The 19,209-nt window shown below is 64.0% G+C and carries 18 protein-coding genes; 6 read left to right on the top strand and 12 right to left on the bottom strand.

Features of this window, described 5'->3' with window-relative positions:
* Positions 1–310: 310 nt before the first annotated feature.
* The 3 genes from BBA01S_RS28160 to BBA01S_RS28150 form a co-directional block, all read right to left on the bottom strand.
* Positions 311–1,003: an amino acid ABC transporter permease gene (locus BBA01S_RS28160; RefSeq protein WP_027819374.1), complete on the bottom strand. Its 693-nt coding sequence runs from the start codon at positions 1,001–1,003 to the stop codon at positions 311–313.
* A complete protein-coding gene (locus tag BBA01S_RS28155) occupies positions 1,000–1,731 on the bottom strand; it encodes an amino acid ABC transporter permease (RefSeq protein WP_027819373.1) in 732 nt (243 codons plus the stop codon). Before BBA01S_RS28155 ends, BBA01S_RS28160 begins: the two co-directional genes overlap by 4 nt.
* A 95-nt stretch (positions 1,732–1,826) precedes the next feature.
* Complete coding sequence (locus BBA01S_RS28150; protein WP_027819372.1) at positions 1,827–2,660, bottom strand: ABC transporter substrate-binding protein; 834 nt, start codon at positions 2,658–2,660, stop codon at positions 1,827–1,829.
* Positions 2,661–2,921: 261 nt separating this feature from the next.
* Between BBA01S_RS28150 and BBA01S_RS28145 the strand changes: the two genes are divergently transcribed.
* Positions 2,922–3,893: a LysR family transcriptional regulator gene (locus BBA01S_RS28145; protein WP_027819371.1), complete on the top strand. Its 972-nt coding sequence runs from the start codon at positions 2,922–2,924 to the stop codon at positions 3,891–3,893.
* Between the two features lie 57 nt (positions 3,894–3,950).
* Here the strand turns inward: BBA01S_RS28145 and BBA01S_RS28140 are convergent, their stop codons facing one another.
* From BBA01S_RS28140 to BBA01S_RS28120, 5 genes are all read right to left on the bottom strand, one after another.
* The gene (locus tag BBA01S_RS28140; RefSeq protein WP_027819370.1) at positions 3,951–4,883 is read right to left on the bottom strand and encodes a 2-hydroxyacid dehydrogenase; all 933 of its coding nucleotides are present in this window, start codon (positions 4,881–4,883) and stop codon (positions 3,951–3,953) included.
* A 13-nt stretch (positions 4,884–4,896) separates the two neighbouring features.
* Positions 4,897–5,667 (bottom strand): class II aldolase/adducin family protein, encoded by a 771-nt coding sequence (locus BBA01S_RS28135; protein WP_042298023.1) that lies wholly within the window; start codon positions 5,665–5,667, stop codon positions 4,897–4,899.
* Positions 5,668–5,704: 37 nt separating this feature from the next.
* Positions 5,705–7,036, bottom strand: a complete 1,332-nt coding sequence (locus BBA01S_RS28130; RefSeq protein WP_027819368.1) for an MFS transporter — start codon at positions 7,034–7,036, stop codon at positions 5,705–5,707.
* A 168-nt stretch (positions 7,037–7,204) separates the two neighbouring features.
* Positions 7,205–8,380 (bottom strand): porin, encoded by a 1,176-nt coding sequence (locus BBA01S_RS28125; RefSeq protein ID WP_027819367.1) that lies wholly within the window; start codon positions 8,378–8,380, stop codon positions 7,205–7,207.
* Between the two features lie 234 nt (positions 8,381–8,614).
* Complete coding sequence (locus tag BBA01S_RS28120) at positions 8,615–9,175, bottom strand: MAPEG family protein (RefSeq protein ID WP_156966104.1); 561 nt, start codon at positions 9,173–9,175, stop codon at positions 8,615–8,617.
* Positions 9,176–9,448: 273 nt separating this feature from the next.
* Here BBA01S_RS28120 and BBA01S_RS28115 point away from each other — a divergent pair, with 273 nt between their 5' ends.
* Positions 9,449–10,321, top strand: coding sequence for a hypothetical protein (locus tag BBA01S_RS28115; protein ID WP_027819365.1), 873 nt, complete (start codon positions 9,449–9,451; stop codon positions 10,319–10,321).
* 24 nt (positions 10,322–10,345) lie between these two features.
* Here BBA01S_RS28115 and BBA01S_RS28110 read toward each other — a convergent pair whose 3' ends face one another.
* Positions 10,346–10,993 (bottom strand): LysE family translocator, encoded by a 648-nt coding sequence (locus BBA01S_RS28110; protein ID WP_027819364.1) that lies wholly within the window; start codon positions 10,991–10,993, stop codon positions 10,346–10,348.
* A 112-nt stretch (positions 10,994–11,105) separates the two neighbouring features.
* Here BBA01S_RS28110 and BBA01S_RS43065 point away from each other — a divergent pair, with 112 nt between their 5' ends.
* The 4 genes from BBA01S_RS43065 to BBA01S_RS28085 all read left to right on the top strand — a co-directional run bounded on the left by BBA01S_RS43065 (position 11,106) and on the right by BBA01S_RS28085 (position 15,735).
* Entirely contained in the window at positions 11,106–12,029 is a 924-nt protein-coding gene (locus BBA01S_RS43065) for a LysR substrate-binding domain-containing protein (RefSeq protein WP_084162586.1), read from the top strand.
* A 174-nt stretch (positions 12,030–12,203) separates the two neighbouring features.
* Positions 12,204–13,868, top strand: a complete 1,665-nt coding sequence (locus BBA01S_RS28100; RefSeq protein WP_027819363.1) for an ABC-F family ATP-binding cassette domain-containing protein — start codon at positions 12,204–12,206, stop codon at positions 13,866–13,868.
* Positions 13,869–14,454: 586 nt separating this feature from the next.
* On the top strand, positions 14,455–15,291 hold the full coding sequence (locus tag BBA01S_RS28090) for a c-type cytochrome (protein WP_027819362.1): 837 nt from the start codon (positions 14,455–14,457) through the stop codon (positions 15,289–15,291).
* A gap of 57 nt (positions 15,292–15,348) precedes the next feature.
* Entirely contained in the window at positions 15,349–15,735 is a 387-nt protein-coding gene (locus BBA01S_RS28085) for a hypothetical protein (RefSeq protein ID WP_027819361.1), read from the top strand.
* A gap of 41 nt (positions 15,736–15,776) precedes the next feature.
* Here the strand turns inward: BBA01S_RS28085 and BBA01S_RS28080 are convergent, their stop codons facing one another.
* The 3 genes from BBA01S_RS28080 to BBA01S_RS28070 all read right to left on the bottom strand — a co-directional run.
* Positions 15,777–16,052 carry an H-NS histone family protein gene (locus BBA01S_RS28080; RefSeq protein ID WP_245641612.1) on the bottom strand — a complete coding sequence of 92 codons (276 nt, stop codon included), beginning with the start codon at positions 16,050–16,052 and terminating at the stop codon, positions 15,777–15,779.
* Positions 16,053–16,209: 157 nt separating this feature from the next.
* Complete coding sequence (locus tag BBA01S_RS28075; protein ID WP_027819359.1) at positions 16,210–17,025, bottom strand: OmpA family protein; 816 nt, start codon at positions 17,023–17,025, stop codon at positions 16,210–16,212.
* 116 nt (positions 17,026–17,141) lie between these two features.
* Positions 17,142–19,209 (bottom strand): YadA family autotransporter adhesin (locus BBA01S_RS28070; RefSeq protein ID WP_027819358.1); only part of this gene is annotated, 2,068 nt, incomplete at its 5' end.

Below are 19,209 nucleotides of genomic sequence, written 5' to 3'. Positions count from 1 at the left end.
CGGGCGCGCTGCGTGAGTTCGGGAATCGATGCTTGAGGTTGTGGGTGCGCTGCTTGCGCCGCGTGAAAGTTACGCGCGGGCTAGCGTGCGTTGCGCCGCGTGGGTGATGGCATGCTTGTCTCCGGTCTTTGCAGCCTTTGGCGTCGCGCCGTGGCTCGATCTACAGGTCTGGCCCGACCCATTAGATGCCAGCAGGTATGCAAAGTAAAATGACCAATTCATATCTTCCATATGTTTTTCTGTATAGCTGGAAGATGACTGGCAGGAGGCGCGTATTGCTTCAATATCGCGCCCCCTGGAGACGCAGCGCTCAAACTGCCCGCGATCCGCGGCGCGGTTTCCCGAGCAGCCAGCCGGCCAGGCCCTGGAGCGCGCCGCACAGCAGCAGATAGACGAGCCCGACGAACAGGAAAATCTGCGCGGGATACACCATCAAGCGGTTATTGAGCTGATTGGCGAGGAACGTGAATTCCGGCACGCCGACGATGTACGCAAGCGAGGTGTCCTTGATGAGCGACACCCACTGATTGATGAACGACGGCGCCATGACGCGTATGGCCTGCGGCAACACCACGTCCCTGAGCGCCTGCCATCGCGTCAGGCCAAGCGAGAGCGCGGCGTCGCGCTGTCCTGCGCCGATCGACACAATGCCCGCGTAGACCGAGTGCGAAAGATACGCGCCGCCGATCAGCGCGAGTGCGCAGACGACCGTCGCGAGACCGGGCACGTCGATGTGCAGCAGTATCGGCATCAGGAAAAACGTCCAGAAAATCAGCATCAGCACGGGAATCGCGCGGAAGAACGCCACGACGGCCGTGAGCGCCAGATGGGCGACGCCGCGCGTCATGGCCAGCGCCACGCCGCCCGCTAAACCGAGCAGCGCCGCAAGCAGCGCCGATGTCACCGAAAGCGCGATCGTCAGCGCAACGCCGCCGAGGGGCCCCGCCGGAAACGAACCCAGCAGCAAATAGCGCAAGGTCGAGAACCCGTCGATTTCCGTCATGCGTGACCTCGCGACAGTGCGCGGGTGCCGGTGCGCTGCCAGACTACGAGCGCCACTTCGATCACCGCAATCGTCAACACGTAAAACACGGTCGCAATACCAAAGGCCTGGAATGTCTTGAACGTTTCGGTATCCACCTGGCGCGACATGTACGAGAGTTCCGCCACGCCAATCGCCATCGCAAGCGAGGAGTTCTTCACGAGATTCATGTATTGCCCCGCGAGCGGCGGCGTCGCGATGCGCAGCGCCTGCGGGAGGATCACGTAGCGCAGCGCACTCAGCCGGCCCATGCCGAGCGCCGCGGCGGCCTGGGCCTGCGCCTCGCTCACGCCGCGCATGCCGGCGCGAAATTCTTCTGCGATAAATGCCGTCGTATAGCAGGTAAGGCCGATCCCGCCCGCGAGCAGTTCGAAGCTCGGCCAGTGCAAGGCGAACGGCCCCCACGACACGCCATGCGCGCTGTTAAGCCATGTCATCCAGTCCGGCGGCAGCAACGCCGCTGCGCCGAAATACCAGAACATCAGTTGCACCAGCAACGGCGAATTGCGGAACACAAAGACGTAGAGCGCGGCAACTCGCGCGAGCGCCGCACTGCGCGCCGTGCGCGCGATGGCCAGCACGAAGCCGAGCAGCGTGGCGCACACGCCCGCGCAGGCGGACAGCAACAAGGTGACGACCAGGCCCTGTTCGAGCCACGCGAAATACTTCGGTTCAAGCCAGCTATGCATGAATCAGGACGCGGAAATCGAAACACAAACAACACAAAGCACAGCGCCCGGGCCTTCGTGAAGCGAGGCCCGGGTCGGCATGCCGGTATGGCGGATCAGCTGCTCTTTTGCGTATCGCCGATCTTGAAGAGGCGCGGCAGCGGCGCGGCGCTCTTCGGGCCGAACCACTTGTCGTAGATCTGCGCGGCCTGGCCGTCGGCTTCGAGGTGCGTGAGCGTCGTATTCACGGCGTCGAGCAGGCGCGTCTCGCCCTTCGGCACGCCAACGCCTTCGTAGTCGTTGGAGATGGTGAACGGCGCAATCTCGTAGTTCGCCTTGTCGGGCACGCGCGCGAGCAACGCGACGAGCTTCGGGCCGTCCTGCGTGATGGCCTGCACGTTGCCGGTGCGAAGCGCGGCGAACGCGAAAGGCGTGTCGTCATAGGCCACGATGGTCGCGTTCGGGTACTTCGCGCGCACCTGTTGCTCGTTGGTCGTGCCCTTGTCGGCGCCGATACGCAGGCCATTGAGCTGGTCGGGCGACTTGAGCGCGCCCTTCTTCGCAATGAACTGCGTACCTGAAGCGAAATACGGCGTGCTGAAATCGACTTCCTTCTTGCGCTCGTCCGTGATCGTGAAATTGGCGAACACGAGATCGACCTTGCCCGATTTGAGGAACGCAATACGGTTGGCCGGGTTGGTCGGCTGCACTTCGAGCTTCACGCCCAGGCTCTTCGCCACGGCTCGCGCATAGTCCACGTCGAGGCCGACGATCTGGTTGCTGGTGGAATCGACGGAACCGAACGGCGGATTGCTGTCGAATGCGGCCACGCGCAGCACGCCCGCTTTCTTGATGTCATCGAGTCGATCGGCATGCGCCGCGCTCGACGCCACGGCGAGGAGTGCCGTCAGCAGTGCGGGAAGCACTGCGCCCCTGATTTTTGTCTTCATTGCCGGAATCCCTTGTTGTCGTTGTCGCGCTATCGCACGTTTGGCGCACAGTCGGCGCACGGTTGGCGCACATGAAAAGCACGATGGCCTGGCTCGCACTCTAAGGGAGTGGCTTAACCAAGGGAACGAAGTTTTTGTCAGGTCGAAAGTCCGGCGGGAGATTTAGCGTGGGATCGCGCTCACATCGCAACTACGGCAATATCTTTGGCCCCGGTGCGCCACCTATAATCTCGCATTTCCCCGCATATGGAGGAGGCCGCGATGGCTCACAGCGTGCGCGCCGCACTGATCAACGACCGGCTCGACTGGAACCTGCTGCGCACCTTTCTCGTCATTGCACGCGAGCAGAGCGTGAGCCGCGCAGCGGCGCAGTTGCACATCACGCAACCGGCAGTCAGCCATGCGCTGCGGCGTCTTGAGGAACAGCTCGGCCGCAAGCTCGTGCAGCGCAGCGGCCCTCGCATCGACATCACGCGCGCGGGCCACGAAGTGCGCGAGGTGGCCGAGGAAATCTACGGAAGCGTCTCGCGGCTCGCCAGCGATGTGGGCGCAGGCGATCACAGCGTGTCGGGGCAAGTGCGGCTCGTCACCGTCAGCGGCGTGCAGTCGGATGCGTACGACGATTTTCTCGGCGACTTCCATCGCGACTATCCCGACATCGATCTCGACGTGCAGGTCATGGCCAGCGCCGACGTGCCCAGCGCCCTGCTCCAGCACACCGCAACGGCTGCGCTGAGCCTCAATCGCCGCGTGGGCGGCAAGATCGCGCAGCAGTTGTTCATGCCGCAGCGCTACGCGCTCTTTTGCGGCAGACGCCATCCGTTGTTTGGGCGCACCGGCCTCACCGTCGACGATCTGCGCGAAGAGAATTTCGTGTCTTTTGCGGGCGACCAGCTTGGCGCGTCGTTGTCGGTGCTCAGCGTGTTTCGCGATCAGCAGGGGCTCGCCGGGCGTGTGGTGGCGACCTCGGCGAGCATGGCCGAAGTCGTGCGGATGGTCGTTGCAGGGTTTGGCATCGGCAGCCTGCCGGAGCATGTCGGGCAGGCGCAGGTCGCGGCGGGCCGCATGATGCGGCTGCCGCCCGCCGAGGGCATAGCGGATCTCGACGTCATGCTGCTATGGGCGGCCAACCGCAAGCCGCGCGCCGCCGAAGCGGTCTTCCTCGACCGTATTCGCGCGTTCGCGGGCGAGTTGTCGGGAGAGGCGGAACAGGATGAAAGCGGCGCGCCGTAACGGCGTGCCGCTGCGTTGTACACCGATTTCACGGCAAGCGGACTGACACGTCCGCGCTTAATATCCCCGCTCCACGTCCACCAGGTTTTCCAGCGGCAAACCCTCGCGTAGCCGCACCACGTTATCGGCAATCTGCGCGGCGATCCGTTCGAAGCTCGCCACGGACGCCATATGCGGCGTGACGATCAGGTTGGGCGCTGTCCAGAGCGGGTCGTCGGCGGGCAACGGTTCGCGCTCGAAAACGTCGATGACCGCACCGCCCAACCGCCCATCCTCAAGCGCGTCGACCACATCGGCCGCCACCAGGTGTTCGCCGCGCCCCACATGAATCAGCCTCGCGCCGCGCGGCAAACGGTCGAGCAGACGGCGATCGATCATGCCATGCGTCTGCGGCGTCAACGGCAGCAGACACACCAGCATCTCGCTACCGGCGAGAAAGTCGTCGATCTCGTGCGCGCTGAAAGTTTCGACGCCCTCGATGGTCTTGCTTTCGCGCGACCAGCCGCGCACGCGGAACCCCGCCTGCGCCAGCAGGCACGCGACATGCCGCCCGAGTGCGCCGAGCCCCATTACGCCGATGGTTCGCGCACCGGCATCGACCTGCGAAAACCGCTGCCAGCGCTTCTCGCGCTGATTCGCCAGCACGCGGTCGAATTCGCGGTGGAAATGCAGCACCGCCCACATCACGAATTCCCCCATGCCCTGTGCGTGGGCAGGATCGACCACGCGACACAGCGGCACCTCCGGCAGTTGCGGGTCATTGAGGATGTGATCGACGCCTGCCGCGATGCTATGCACGAGGCGCAGCGACGGCAGCCGCGCAAGCGCGCCAGCGGGCGGCCGCCAGCACACGGCGACATCGGCATCACTGGCGTCGTTGGCGTCCTGCGTGTCAGCGCCGACGATTTTCAGGTCGGGCAAGCGTTCGCGCAGCGGCGCGAACAGCGGCGACAGATCGAACCCGTCGCTGAGAAAGGCAATCCGTGTCATGTCAGGTGCGAAATCAGGTGCGATAGTCGGTTGCGCCGCCTTCGATGAGCCGCAGCGCGGCCTGCCATTGCAGCGCGATGATTTCCGCAGCCTCGTCGCGGTCGAACTGTTGCGCCGCCAGTCGGCATACGGCTTCGGGTGGCACGTTGAGTTCGGCGCCGCCAGCCAGCGCGCGCACCTGAATCTGGCACGCGAGTTCGAGAAAATAGATGTTCTGGAACGCGGCAGGCACCGACCGGCCCGCGACCAGCAAGCCGTGATTGCGCAGGATCATCGCGCTATGCGAACCGAGATCGCGAACCAGGCGCTCGCGCTCGCCAAGATCGAGCGCAATGCCCTCGTAGTCGTGGTAAGCAAGCCGCTCATAGAACTTCAGCGCGTGCTGGCTGATCGGCAGGAGACCCTGCCGCTGCGCCGACACCGCCGTCCCGGCCGCCGTATGCGTGTGGATCACGCAGCTCAGATCCGGGCGCGCCATGTGAATCGCGGAATGGATCGTGAAGCCCGCCGCGTTGACGCGATAGCGCGCGGGATCGTCTTCGAGGATCGGCTCGACGACGCGCCCTTGCCCGTCGATCTTGACCAGGTCGGAGGCGCGCATTTCATGGAACAGCACGCCATAGCGGTTGATCAGGAAGTGATGCTCGGGGCCGGGCACCCGCGCGGTGATATGCGTGTCGATCATGTCGGTCATGCCGAAGTGCGCGACAAGCCGATACAGCGCGGCCAGTTCGACGCGTGCAGACCATTCGGATTCCGGAATTGGAGGGCGTTCGATTTGCATGGGAATCGCTTTCAGAAAATGGAATAAGGCCGTGCTTTCAGGACGTCTGTACGGAACCGGTGGCCGTCACGTGCGACGGCTCGATCTGCCGCTCGATCTGCCTCTGATAGCGTGCAAGCGCGACGATGCCAACCAGCGAGATCACCGACAGCAGCGAGAAAAACAGCGCGAGCGGTACCCACTGGCCTCGATAGTGCTGCGCGACCATCGTGCCGATCAACGGCGTCGTACCGCCAGCGACGGTCGCGCACAGTTGATACGCGATCGAAATTCCCGAATAACGCAGGTGGGTCGGAAACGCACGCGTCATGAATCCCGCGATCACGGCATAGACAGCGGACAGCACGACGACCGCCAATGCGATCCCCGCCACGATCAACACCGGCTGCTGGCTGTTGACGAGCATGAACATCGGATACGGCGTGAAAATCGACAGCAGCGCTGCAGCGCTCAGGAAACGCGCATCGCCAAAACGCTCGGCAAGCAGCGCGGAAATGGGCTGCGAAGCCAGCTGAATGATCGTGACCGCAAACAGGCAATCGAGAATCAATGGTCGCGGCATCTTCAGGAACGTCGTGACATAGGAAATCATGAACGTATTCGTGAAGAAGAAGCCTGCGGAGCCAATCGTCGTCGCAGCAGCGGCATAGACGATCGGCTTCCAGTAATCGCGCAGCACTTCCCTGACGGGTGCCTTGACGCGACGGTTCTCGCGCTTTGCACGCTCGAATTCAGGCGATTCGTTCACGCCCAGACGCACCACCACGCCCGCGATGAGCAACACGAAGCTCGCGAGAAACGGCAGACGCCAGCCCCAGGACACGAAGGCATCGTGATCGAGCGATGAGACGAGGCGAAACGTGATGAGCGACAGCAGCAAGCCCGCGGGACTGCCCAGTTGCGGGAACGAGGCGAACAGCGTCTTGCGCCCTGGCGCCGCGTGTTCGCTCGACATCAGCACGGCGCCGCCCCACTCGCCGCCCACCGCAATCCCTTGCAGGATGCGCAGCAGAATCAGGATTACCGGCGCGGCCACGCCAATCGATGCATACGAAGGCAACAGCCCAATGCCCGTGGTCGCCACGCCCATCAGGAACATCGTCAAGATCAGCATCTTCTTGCGCCCCAGCCGGTCGCCCCAGTGCCCGAACACCGCGCCGCTGAGCGGGCGCGCGATGAAACCGACCGCGAAGGTCGCGAACGACGCCAGCGTGCTGACAAACGGATCGGTCGCCGGAAAGAACACGTCGCCCAGCACGAGCGCCGCCGCGGTGGCATAGGTGTAGAAGTCGTAGAACTCGATGGTCGTGCCTAAAAATGCCGCGAGCGCGGCACGAACCGGCTGGCTTTGAGCAGCGGGTGAAGTCATGGGGAGTCCTTGGTCGAAGCGCCGGGCAGCGCATGGGCTGCATAGCGGTGTGTATTTATCGGTCGCCAATATCGGCGCGTAAAATGCTCAATACTTATGCGAAGCATTAATCAGATTCATGCTTCGCACGTTGCGCACATTGCGCCGAATGCAAATCGATAGTGGACGTCAGAAACGGTGGCGGATCCCGGCGACCGAGACAAGCTGATGGCTATTGGAAGACGGCGTGGCGAACGCAATCGCCGCGACCGCCTTGCGACCCGTGGAGTCCGTGCCGCTCGCCAGCTGGTACACGGTCACCGCGTAGAGATCGGTGCGCTTGGACAGCGTGTAGTCGATGCCGGCCTCAAGCTGGCTGTACTTCGCGCCCTCGTGACCATTCACGCTGCTGCTGCGTGTATAGGCGTACGACGCCGCCACTTGCAGGGCCGGGGTGACGGCATATTTCGCGTTCAGTTCGACGGTATTGAACGCCACACTGGCTCCCGGCGATTGCGTCGTCAAACCCGTCACGGCGGTCGCGCCCAGGTTGCTAAAGCGCGTATTGCTGTAGACCGCGCCCACCGTTGCCGCGCCGAATGTGTAAGCGCCGCCCGCGTTAATGATTTGCTGAGTGCCTGCGCTGGCATAGCCGCTATAGACCGGGCTAGACATATTGCTGCCCGTTGCACTGTCGTTGGCCTTGTTGCCGAACAGCGAGTAATTCGGGTTGTGCGCCAGCGTATAGGCGACCGCCGTCTTCAAGGAACCATGCTGATAGCCAAGCCCGAAACCATAAATCTGATTGCGCGAAACGCTGCCCGCGACGCCGCCGAAGCTGTACAGCGCCTGCAGACTGAAACCCGACCACATCGGCGAGGTGTACTTGAGCGAATTGTTGACGCGAAACGAACCGTCGAGATCGTCGAGATCGCCGGGATGCGCGCCGTAGCCCGCCCCTGAGAGCGCCCAGTCTTCGCCCGCCGTGAAAATGCCGACCATCTCGGCGTTTGGCAAGTAATGGCGGCCCGCCGTCACCGTGCCGAACGTCGACGAACCGACGCCAACGTACACCTGGCGGCCAAACAGGTCGCCGTTCTGGCCCAGCGCGCCGGTCGATCCGTTGAATCCCCCTTCGAGCACGAACAGCGAATACAGTCCGCCGCCCAGGTCTTCGCGCCCGCGCAGGCCCCAGCGGCTGCCGGATTCATTGCCGCTCGTCAGCGAAAACTGACGCTTGCCCGCTGCGTTCGTATTGATGGCGATACCCTGGTCGACGATCCCGTAGAGCGTCACGGAGCTTTGCGCATGGGCCGCCGGCATCGAGCCGAGCAAGGCCATACCCAGGCAGAGGGGTCTTTTCATGTTCATGGTCAGGTGGATTATTGGTGTTCTCGAACATCAGTTCGGACTGCAAAGTGCATGGATTGCGATGACGAGCGAATCCACGCCGCGCAGCCGACCCGCGTGCGGGTCGCAACGGCGCGACCCACCGCCCGTTGCAACACAACGAGCGCTACGCGGTCGGCCAGGACGATTTATCAATCACCAATAATCATGAGTAAAATGCCGAATGCTTATTGTCATTATTAATGGCATTCATTCATGCTTCTGCTGCTGTCCGTCCCTGTCGTTCAAGGACGGCTTCGGTCGCGTGCCCCAGAACAGCACGGCTTCCATCAGGAAAAATGCGGCCACAGGCGCGATTGCCCCCACCGGCCCCGCGATTTCCCTGCCAAACCGGCTCGCTACGTAGAGCAGCACGATCATGCTGAGCGCCATGCCGGGCGCCCCCAGCCCGCGCAGCGCCGCGCTGCGGTGATAGCCGAGCCAGAACGCAATCCGTGCGAGGATCCACACCGCCGTCGTCGCCACGACCGCACGCATCTGCGCTCCGTCGGCGCAATACGCCGCCAGCCCGAACAGCGACACGCCGAAGACGATGACCTGTTCCACCGAGTTCTGCAGGTATCTTTGGTTGATGCGCAGCCTTCTCGTCTCATACCGCGCAAGCGGATCGAACGCGGGCGAGGTCAGCCGCTCGTGCGCCACGGCTTCGACGCCTGCTACGAGGCAAAACAGCACCGCCATACAACAACATTTGAGCGTCAAGAGCATCCGGGCCGCGAGGCTGTCCATGCCAGGCAGCGGCGGCAGCAAGCGAGCCATCGCCAGCCAGAGTGCCAGCGCAACCAGCGAAGCAACGGCGATAGCGACGATTCCGCTTGCGCGTTGCCGACGATAATCAAACGAATCAGCCATGGGCTCGTTCATAGATGCTCCCGCTATTGCGAACCTGCCGTCCAATGATAGCCGTTGCGTTGCCCCTGGCGGCGCTTCGACAATAGCTGCTACATCGTCGACAATTGGCCCCGATGCCATCCCTGGCACCAGCACATCATCGTCGCGGAACGCAACGGAGCCCCGCTGTTCATGAGTTACGACCTTTTTTTCGAGTTCCAGTCATCCGTCCAGGCAGAGGAACTCGACCGGTATTTTGGCGCGCGTCCCCACTACCAGTTGAGCAACGGGGCGTTCTACCAAAACCCGGCGACTGGCATCTACTTTCAATTTACATGGTCAACCGAGGCAGCGGGAAGCCGAGCGGTCTCAAGTGCCGCCTTCAACATGAACTTCTTCCGGCCGCATGTCTTCGCACTGGAAGCCGAGCCCGAGGTTCACGCGTTTATCCGGCATTTTCCGGTGCGTGTGCGAGACCCGCAAAAGGACGGCATGGGCGACGGGCCTTATTCGACGAACGGCTTCTTGACGGGGTGGAACACGGGGAATGAATACGCATACGAAGCAATCCTGACGATGCAGTCGCCATCGCGCAAGTTCTATACGTTGCCCGCCGATGCGCTTGAACGGGTGTGGAAATGGAACGCGTCGATTGCATCGACCCAGGCGTCGTATGGCGAATCCCTGTTCGTTCCGCGCATCATGCCGTTGTCGATCAACGGTCAGTTGCGCACGGTCGTGGTCTGGGGTGACGGTATTCCGGAACTCATCCCTGAGGTAGACATGCTGCTAGTCGTTCGGGATGAGCTTGCGCCGGAATCATCCAGCGGTGTTCGCCAGAAGGATAAATGTCTCATCGCGCAGAGCCGTGCCAGCGAGATTCTGGCTCCCCTGTCCGACGACGGATACGCGTTGCGGGTCAGGAAGCCAGCCTATAACGTGGCGCCGGATGCAGTGCGCAAATTCATCAGGTCGCTACCGCCGACGACCGACCATATCGCGGGTGTAGCGATGGATTCCATCCTGGATGAGGAACTGGTGCACAAGTTCACGAAATCAACGTGAGGCCACCGAAGCGGCTTGGCAGCGTCAGTGCAAGACATCGGTGCGTCGATACGCCGTGAATATCAACCGCAATCCGAGCGCACCAATCGCTGCTGCAGCGCTGCGGTCGATCCAGGTCTTCGACTTCAGGAACCGTTGTCGAAGACCATCCGCCGAAAAACAGAGCGCCACAGCGGCGTACCAGCCCGCCTCTACGGCAAACACAAGCGGCGGCAACGCGATGTAGCACCACGAAGGCGGGTGTTGCGGCAATAGCGCCGCGAAAATGCTGCCATAGACAATCGCAGTCTTGGGGTTCGTCAACTGGGTGCTCAACCCTGTCCAGAACGACCTCGCCGGACTTGGCGATGCCTCGGGGCGAGTCGGGTCGAGTTCGATCGACGACGACGATCCGCGCCAGATTTTCAGCGCGAGGTAGAGCAACCAGGCGCCGCCAGCAATCTTGAGTCCGCCATATAGCCATTCCACGCTGCTCAACAGCGTGTAGAGCCCCGCCAGCGCAACGGCGCTAAAACACACGCCGCCGACGCCCATTCCCATGGCAGTGGCAAGCCCGTCCCGGCGCGACAGCCCGAGCGAACTCCTGACCACCAGAACGAAACTTGGCCCGGGGCTGATCGCACCAAGGAAAAGTGCCGCGAGAATGGCAACGAGCGCCGATGAGATATGCATGGAGCCTCCAATGTCCAATGACCAATCACCAATGACCCGGGAAAAGACGGGATGAGCGCTATTGTGGCGTTTGGTTGGCCTGATAAGCTAGCGCACAGTTCGATAACGAGGTGTGAATTTGAAGCACATCCAGAAAGCCCGCCCGCCACTTGCCAACCTTGAAACCGTCTGCCTGGTCGCTCAAGCAGGATCGTTCAGCGCGGCGGCGGCGGCCAGCGGCATCACGCATGGGGCGATCAGCCGGCGCATTGCCGCTGTCGAAAACTGGCTCGGCGTGCCGCTGTTCGAGCGGCACGGTCGCGGCGTCATGCTCACACCGGACGGGCAACGCTTTGTCGGGCAAGTGATACAGGCATTCGACATCATCGATGGCGCCGCCGACCAATGGCGTACGCGCCAAAGCGCAAGACTGGTACGCCTGAGCGTGGTGCCGTCGTTTGCACAGCTCTGGCTCTTCAAGCGTCTTGCCAGCCTCGAAGCGGGCCCGAATCCTCCGAAGATCCAGCTCGATGTCGGTTCGCGCAACGCGGACATTTCCGGTGGCGAAGCCGATCTCGCGATCCGCTATGGCCGGGGCCATTGGCCCGGCCTGCATGCCGAACTGCTATTGCCGGAAATGCTGACGCCGGTGGCGCATCCCGACATCGCCGCAAAACTCAAGGCCAGTGGCCCTGACGGGATACTGGCGCATCCCCTGCTCCACGATTCCGACCTGACAGGCTGGCGCAGCTGGTTCCACGACCGCGACGTCTCGCTCAAGGGACGGGCGCACGACCGACGTTTCGAGGATTACACGCTGGTTCTGTCCGCCGCTGAATCGGGGCTGGGTATCGCGCTGGCCCGTCTGCCACTCGCGTCTGCGTGGCTGCAGCAAAGCAAACTCGTCCGGTTAGACCGGCGCACAGTCGCGAACCCGCTTGCGAATTACATCGTCACGGCAAAGCAGGAGCGCAGGCCCGAGGTGCTTGAGCTGATTCAATGGTTGCGCGAAGGGATCGGCGCAAAGGCACGGCGTCAGGGAATGAGTGCCGGATAGCCGCCAGCGTGCGGGCATCGCACGTTGATTCGCCCCCACGTCTGCCTCGCTTGTGCCCGTTAAAAGCCCATTGACCGACGAATAAGCGCCGCAAACACACTGGCCCCGGAAGAAAACGGCCCGCCCTCTGCGTCGAGTCGGCTATCATGCCATTCCTCTTCGAAGTAGCTCCTTATGATTTCCGTCCGTAATGTCACGCTGCGCCGCGGCGTCAAGGTCGTGCTCGACAGCGCATCCGTCACCTTCACCCCTGGCGAAAAAATTGGTCTCGTCGGCCGCAATGGCGCCGGCAAGTCGTCGTTTTTCGCCCTTCTGAACGGCACGCTGCACGAAGACAGCGGCGAGTTCTCGATTCCCGCCGCGTGGCGGATGGGCCAGGTGGCGCAGGACATGCCGGAGACCGAGCAGGGCGCGACCGATTTCGTGGTCGAGGGCGACACGGCCCTGCTGGCTGCCCAGGCCGAAGTCGCCGCCGCCGAGGCCAGCGACGACGGCATGCGCATGGCGCACGCGTACATGGCGCTGCACGACGCTGGCGCACACGATGCCCCCGCTCGCGCGCAGGCGCTGATCCTGGGGCTGGGCTTTACGGCCGCGCAGCTCGACCAGCCGGTCAACAGCTTCTCCGGCGGCTGGCGCATGCGACTGCAACTGGCGCGTGCGCTGATGTGCCCGTCCGACCTGCTGCTGCTCGACGAACCGACCAATCACCTGGACCTGGACGCACTGGTCTGGCTGGAAGCGTGGCTCAAGCGCTATCAGGGAACCCTGGTCGTGATCAGCCATGACCGCGAATTCCTCGACGCGGTGACGCAGGTGACGGTGCACGTCGATAACGCCAAGCTCGTGCGCTACGGCGGCAACTACAGCAAGTTCGAAGACATGCGCGCCGAGCAGCTTGAGTTGCAGCAGGCCGCGCTGGCCCGCCAGGCGGACAAGATCGCCCACCTGCAGAAGTTCATCGACCGCTTCAAGGCCAAGGCTTCGAAGGCGAAGCAGGCGCAGAGCCGCGTCAAGGCGCTCGAACGCATGGAGAAGATTGCACCGGTGCTGGCCGATGCCGAGTTCACCTTCGAGTTCAAGGAGCCGCTCAACGTCCCGAACCCGCTGCTGTCGATGCTCGACGCCAGCTTTGGTTATCCCGCGCCGGAAGACGCACAGCCGGGCACGCCGCCCACGGTCATCGTGCGCGGCATCAACCGGTCGGTGCTGGCCGGGCAGCGCATCGGCATTCTTGGCGCCAACGGCCAGGGCAAGTCCACGCTCGTGAAGACGGTCGCGCACGCGCTCGCGCCGATTGAAGGCGAAATCAGCGAAGGCAAGGGTCTGAACATCGGCTACTTCGCCCAGCAGGAGCTCGACGTGCTGCGCCCGCTCGACACGCCGATGGAGCACATGATCCGCCTCGCCCGTGATACGCCGCCGCACATGCGCGCGCCCGGCCAGAGCGGCACCGAGCAATCGTTGCGCACCTTCCTCGGCACCTTCAACTTCAGCGGCGACACGGTTCACCAGGCGGTGCACACGATGAGCGGCGGTGAAAAGGCGCGGCTCGTGCTGTGCATGATCGTGTGGCAGCGCCCCAACCTGCTGCTGCTCGACGAACCGACCAATCACCTCGACCTCGCCACCCGCGAAGCGCTGGCCATGGCGCTCAACGAATTCGAAGGCACTGTGATGCTGGTCAGCCACGACCGGGCCCTGCTGCGCGCCGTCTGCGACGAATTCTGGCTGGTCACCAAGGGCGGCGTCGGGCCGTTCGACGGCGACCTGGACGACTACCAGCAGTTCCTGCGCGACGAAGCCCGTCGCCTGCGCGAGCAGGGCGACGCACAGTGACGACGTGAGCGGGCCGCCTGCTCGACAGGCTGCTTAAGCGGAATATCCCGGCTCGCTCCTGTCGTCGGGCGCAATGTCCTGCGGGTTCTGCCCTGGCTCCGGAACCGGCGCGACGCACGCGCGCCGGGCCTTCGGCAAACGTGGTCGCCATGTGTAACGACATTCAGATTTGCTCCATCGAGCAATGCGCTGCCGATCGTTCGCACAGCACGCGGCACCGTGCGTTTGTTCCATTTCAAACGCAACCTGTCATGGCATGAACGCTGCCGCCGCGCGTAGATTGCGGTTCGCGGCTCCCGCGCCGGATTGAGCGCATACTTCCAGCAGCCGGTTTTTAGCGGCGCGCGTTCTTCGTTTCAGCGTCGATGAAGCGCGTATTCCGCGTGACCGCGTCGAGGCCGGAACGGCTGCAAACGTACAGCATTCGCTGCTGCTGCGGCCCCAACCCACGCTCTGCTGGCTATCGGCTATCGGCTATCAGCTATCGGCCACAACTGACATAATCCGCGCACCGCTCCCGACCGGCCTGATCGCCCCGGACGCTTTGCCGCCGATGTTGCCGCCAACCACCCTTCACAGAGGACAAATGTCGAAACGCGCGCTGTTTGCGGCTCTGTTGCTGACACTTGGCGTGATTGGGCGCTGTGCCGCCGCGCAGCCCGTCATCGAAATCACCCTGGGCAACCAGACCCAGTCGTTCAGCCAGGCGCAATTGCTGGCGCGTTCCGATGCCGCGAACATCCGCGTTGCGCGGGATGTCGCCTACGGCGCGTCAACGGCGTACCGCGCGGTTCCGCTCGCCGACCTGCTCGAAGGCGCATCGTTGCCTGCGGACAGCGTGCTTGAGGCGCGCGCGACTGACGGCTTCGCCGCGCAGTTGCCGATGGATCTCGTGCGCAACCGCGATGCTGCGAAAGCCGTCGCGTGGCTCGCGGTCGAAGACCCGGCGCACCCCTGGCCGAAGCTGCCGGGCAAGCCGGTCAGTGCGGGGCCGTTCTACCTGGTCTGGGTCGGCGCCCAGGCGGCGTCCGTGCGCAGCGAGCAGTGGCCCTACCAGATCGCGAAGCTGGCCACGCAGCCTTCGCCCTCGGCGCGCTGGCCGGTGCTCGCCGTCGATCCGGCGCTGCCCGCAACCGATCCGGTACGCGCGGGCCAGAGCCTGTTCATCACCCAGTGCCTCGCCTGCCATCGCCTGAACCACGCGGGCAGCGCGGACACCGGCCCCGACCTCAACGTGCCGATGAATCCCGTCGAGTACTTCCAGCCCGCTGCATTGCACCGCTATATTCGCAACCCGGCATCGGTCAGGGACTGGCCCGGCCGTGCCATGCCCGCCTTCCCGCCCGAGCAGCTAAGCGATCGCGAGATCGACCTGATCGTCGCTTACCTTGCGTATATGGCGCAGAGAAAGGTGCAGCCGTAAGGCAGGCACATCGATCCTCGCGTGCGCTGACGCGCCTCGATCACTACGAGACATGACATGACCACGACCTTCGACGAAGCAACAACGGCGGCGATCGCCGCGTTTGCCCAACTGGATATCTACACCGCCGTGCAGGCCATGCGCGCCGAAGCCGACTACGACCGCGAACGCGATCTGTGGATCACGCGCTACATCGACGATCACGGCGGCGAGCGCGCCGACGATGCGGCCTACGACGCCTTGCACGCGCAGGCCCAGGCGAGCCCGGAATACGCACAGTTCGTAGCGGCCGTCCGCAAGGAACTCACGGAATACTTTGAAGTGAGCGGCGACCAGCTGGACTGCATGGTGCTGCTGCGCAACGACGACAGCGACGAGCTTTGGGCGGAAATCAACCGACAGCGCAACCAGTTGGGAACCGGAGAAGTGCGCGGCGATCTTTGAGCGTCGCTTGCGAACGCGGCTTCGGTCGCGCCCCCGCGCGCTTACATCCGTTCGATCAAATACTCTTCGAGACGCTTGCCCGCGAGCCATTTAGGTCGCCGCCCTGTCCCGCACCAGGTTTTCCCCGACTTGGGATCGTAGTACTGCGCCGGGGGCCTGCGCTTCCTCCGGCTGTATCCCAGCGCCTCGCACACCGCGTCTTCGCTGATTCCCAGTAGCGCGACCTCTTCCTTGAACCTGGCGAGCGCGGCGTCGATCTCGCGTGCCCGCGCATCGACCAGTTGATGGTCGATGCGGCCAAGTTCGAGGTGAAGCATTTCCAGCGTGGTTGGTCTGTTTATATACGGCCTGCGCATGAAACCGGTACCCGTGTATCTAGATGCAAAATCGCCCTGGGCGCTCGTGCCGCGAGCACCCAGGGCGTGACAGCCAATCTCTGGCCACCCCCGGCAATCCTTAGGTTGCCGAATCAAATCAACGTTGTGCGGCCACCCCGATCGTCACGCGACGATCCGGCTTCAGGCAGGCGATGACTTCACCGCTTTCGCCTGCCGGGCAATGCGTGACGGGCTGGCTCGCTCCCATGCCTTCGGTGCGGATCACCGACGCGCTGATCCCGTGCGCGACCAGATAGTCACGCACCGTATTTGCACGTGCGAGCGAAAGACGCTGGTTCAGCGCTGCGGAGCCGATGCGATCCGTGTGCCCCACTACCGTCACTTCGCTCACGCCCTGATGTTGCCCGATGCGCGCGACGGCGCCGTCGAGCGCCTTGCGCCCTTCGGGTTGAAGCGCGCCAATATCCGATTTGCCGAAGGCAAACAATGCATCGGTCTGCAGCGAGAATTCATCGACCGTGCCGTCTTTATGCGCTGCATCGACAGGCACGACGGGCATGTCAGCCGCCACAGGTTCCGCGCCCTGCGCGAACGCCGCGCACGAAGGATCGCGCCAATACGTACCGCTCACATTCATGTGGCTATCGAACTGCACCTGATACTGGCACGACACTGTCTCGCTGCCGCGCCGGAAATCGAACAGATAATTCCAGACGTGATTGCCAACGAACCACTCGTTGAAATGCGGCGGCCCGATCAGGTCGCGCACCTGATCCTTGTTCAGGCCGACGGCGACGTTACGCAGATTGGCGACGTTGACGAACGTCCCGCCCGCAGGCGAAGCGGACTGCTGATCCGGGAAGCGCGGCGGGTTATGCGGCGACGCGCAGCCTTGCAGCAAGGCGCCCGCCATCACGGCGACGAGCGAAACAGCAATCGAAGTTTTTTTCATGGTCGTTTTCATGGCCCTATACCACTCACGATGGAAAACCACCGGCTGGCCGCAGCCCCGCGTGACGTCTGCACGCGTCGCTGCGGCGTTGCCGGTTGAAAGTCAGGCGGCTTCGCTTACCACTGGTAGCCCGCACCCACCACCGCGCCGTAATAGCTGCGCGTATTGGTCGTCACGGCGGCCTTGTAGATCCAGTGGTTGTTCTCCGAGATCGTCGAAATGCCGATCGCCTGGCCCGACTGGCCGTGGTAGTAGCTGCCCGCAATCGCGACCATGCTCTTGCCCGGGCCGGACGGCTGCGGCAGTCCTGCCACCGCCATCGCCGCCGCCGTGCCCGCATCGGCGTCGTGACGCAGTTGCTGGATCTGGCCGTCGGTGTAGCTGTTCGCCTGCGAGACCGCGCTGTTCAGTTGCTGCACGTTGACGGCGTCGGTCGGCGCCGTGCCGGCGGCCACGTTCGTGACCTGGCGCGGCGTATCGGCGCTGCCCACCGACACGACGTTGGTGCGTCCATCGTCCGTGCTGCCCGCGCCGATGGCGACCGAGTTGTTGCCCGTCGAGGTCGCGCCCGAGCCGATCACCGTCGAGCTCACGCCCGATGCCGTCGACGACGTACCCACCGCCGTGCTGTTCGAGCCGGAAGCCACCGCGCCCGTACCGCCCGCCGACGAGTTCGAACCCGTCGCGGCGGCAGCGGTCGTCGTGCTGCTGGAGTTCGACGGGAATGTGCCGTTGTTCGAGGTCTGGTTCGACGTCTGGTTGCTGATGAGCGTCTGCAGTTCCTCGTTGACGGCCTGCAACTGGCTCACGTTGACCGCATCGGTTGCCGCCACGCCTGCCGCCACGCCGGTGATCTGGCGATTGCCCACGTTGACTTCGCCCACCGACGAGCCTGGCGAGCTCAGGCCATAGCCGATGTAGTTGCTCAGCGCGCCGACGGTCGTGACCGAACCCGCGCCCAGCGCCACGCTGTTCGCATAGGTCGACTGCGCGCCCGCGCCGATCGCCACCGCGTTGAGCGCCGTGCTTTGCGCCCCCGAACCCAGCGCGATGCCGGCCGCGCTGGTCGCCAGCGCATTCGCGCCTTGCGCAATCGACTGCGCGCCGCCTGCGGTCGCGCCGCTGCCCAGCGCCAGCGCGTCCGCCTCCGCCGACTCCGACTTCTCGCCGATCGCGATGCCGCCCGGCGCCGTCGAATCGACGATTGCACCGTTGCCGATACCCACGCCGCTATCGCCGTTGACCACCGTGGTCGGGCCGACCGCAACCGACTGGTCGCCGACCGCGAGCGAGTCCGCCGCCGTGGAGTTGGCGTGGAAGTACATCGTGGTCGTCGTCGCGAACGACTGCAGCGCGCCGCTCAACTGGCGCACCGTGACCGCGTCCTGCGCCTGCGTGCCGTCGGCCACGTTGGTGATCTGGCGATAAGTGTTCGTCGCCGCATCGCCCACCGAGACCGCGCCCAGCAGCGTGCGATCCGACGTGTTGTACGGAATCGCCGAGCTGCCCGCCGTGATCGAGCCGATGCCCGAAAGCACCGCGCGATCGGAGACGGAACCCGCGCCGAGCGCCACGCCGTTCGCGACCGACACCGTCGTCTGCGCGCCGAGGCTCGTCGAGTTGTCGGCCGTTGCCTGCGCGCCGTTGCCCGCCGCGAGGCTGCTCACGCCCGAGGACACGGCGAGCGGGCCGACCGCGATGCTGTCGGTGCCGGTGGCCTGGCTGTCCGCGAGCGTCGAGTTCGCGTGGAAGTACTTGATGCCACCGCCGTTGATCGCCGTCCCGATCTCGTTTTCGACATTGGTCAGGCCCGTATCCAGGCCGCCGAGCGCGCCGCCCACGTTGTTGTAGGTCGAGCCTTGCACGGTATAGCTCGGCGCCGATACGCCGCCCGGCGTATAGGTCGAGCCGCCGCCCAGCGCGCTGGCAACGCTCGAACCGGTTGCGTTCGACGCGCTCGCCACGGAGAACAGTTGCGAGCCGTTCACCGCATCCGTCGAAGTCGCCGACACGACGCCTGCCGCCACGTTCTGGATCTGGCGTTCCGCGCCCACTGCGCCAACCGACACAACCGAAGCCGGCGCCGTGGCCGCTGCCGTTCCGCCGGTCAAATCGAATGTGCCGGTGTGCGGTGCCGAAGTCGTCGAGTTCGCGCCCAGCGCCACGTCCGAAGCATTGTTCGCG

The sequence above is a fragment of the Paraburkholderia bannensis NBRC 103871 genome (assembly GCF_000685015.1).
In the GTDB taxonomy this organism is placed as follows: Bacteria; Pseudomonadota; Gammaproteobacteria; order Burkholderiales; family Burkholderiaceae; genus Paraburkholderia; species Paraburkholderia bannensis.
The sequence above is the reverse complement of the archived record's forward strand: the minus strand, read 5'-3'. Positions and strand labels throughout refer to the sequence as shown.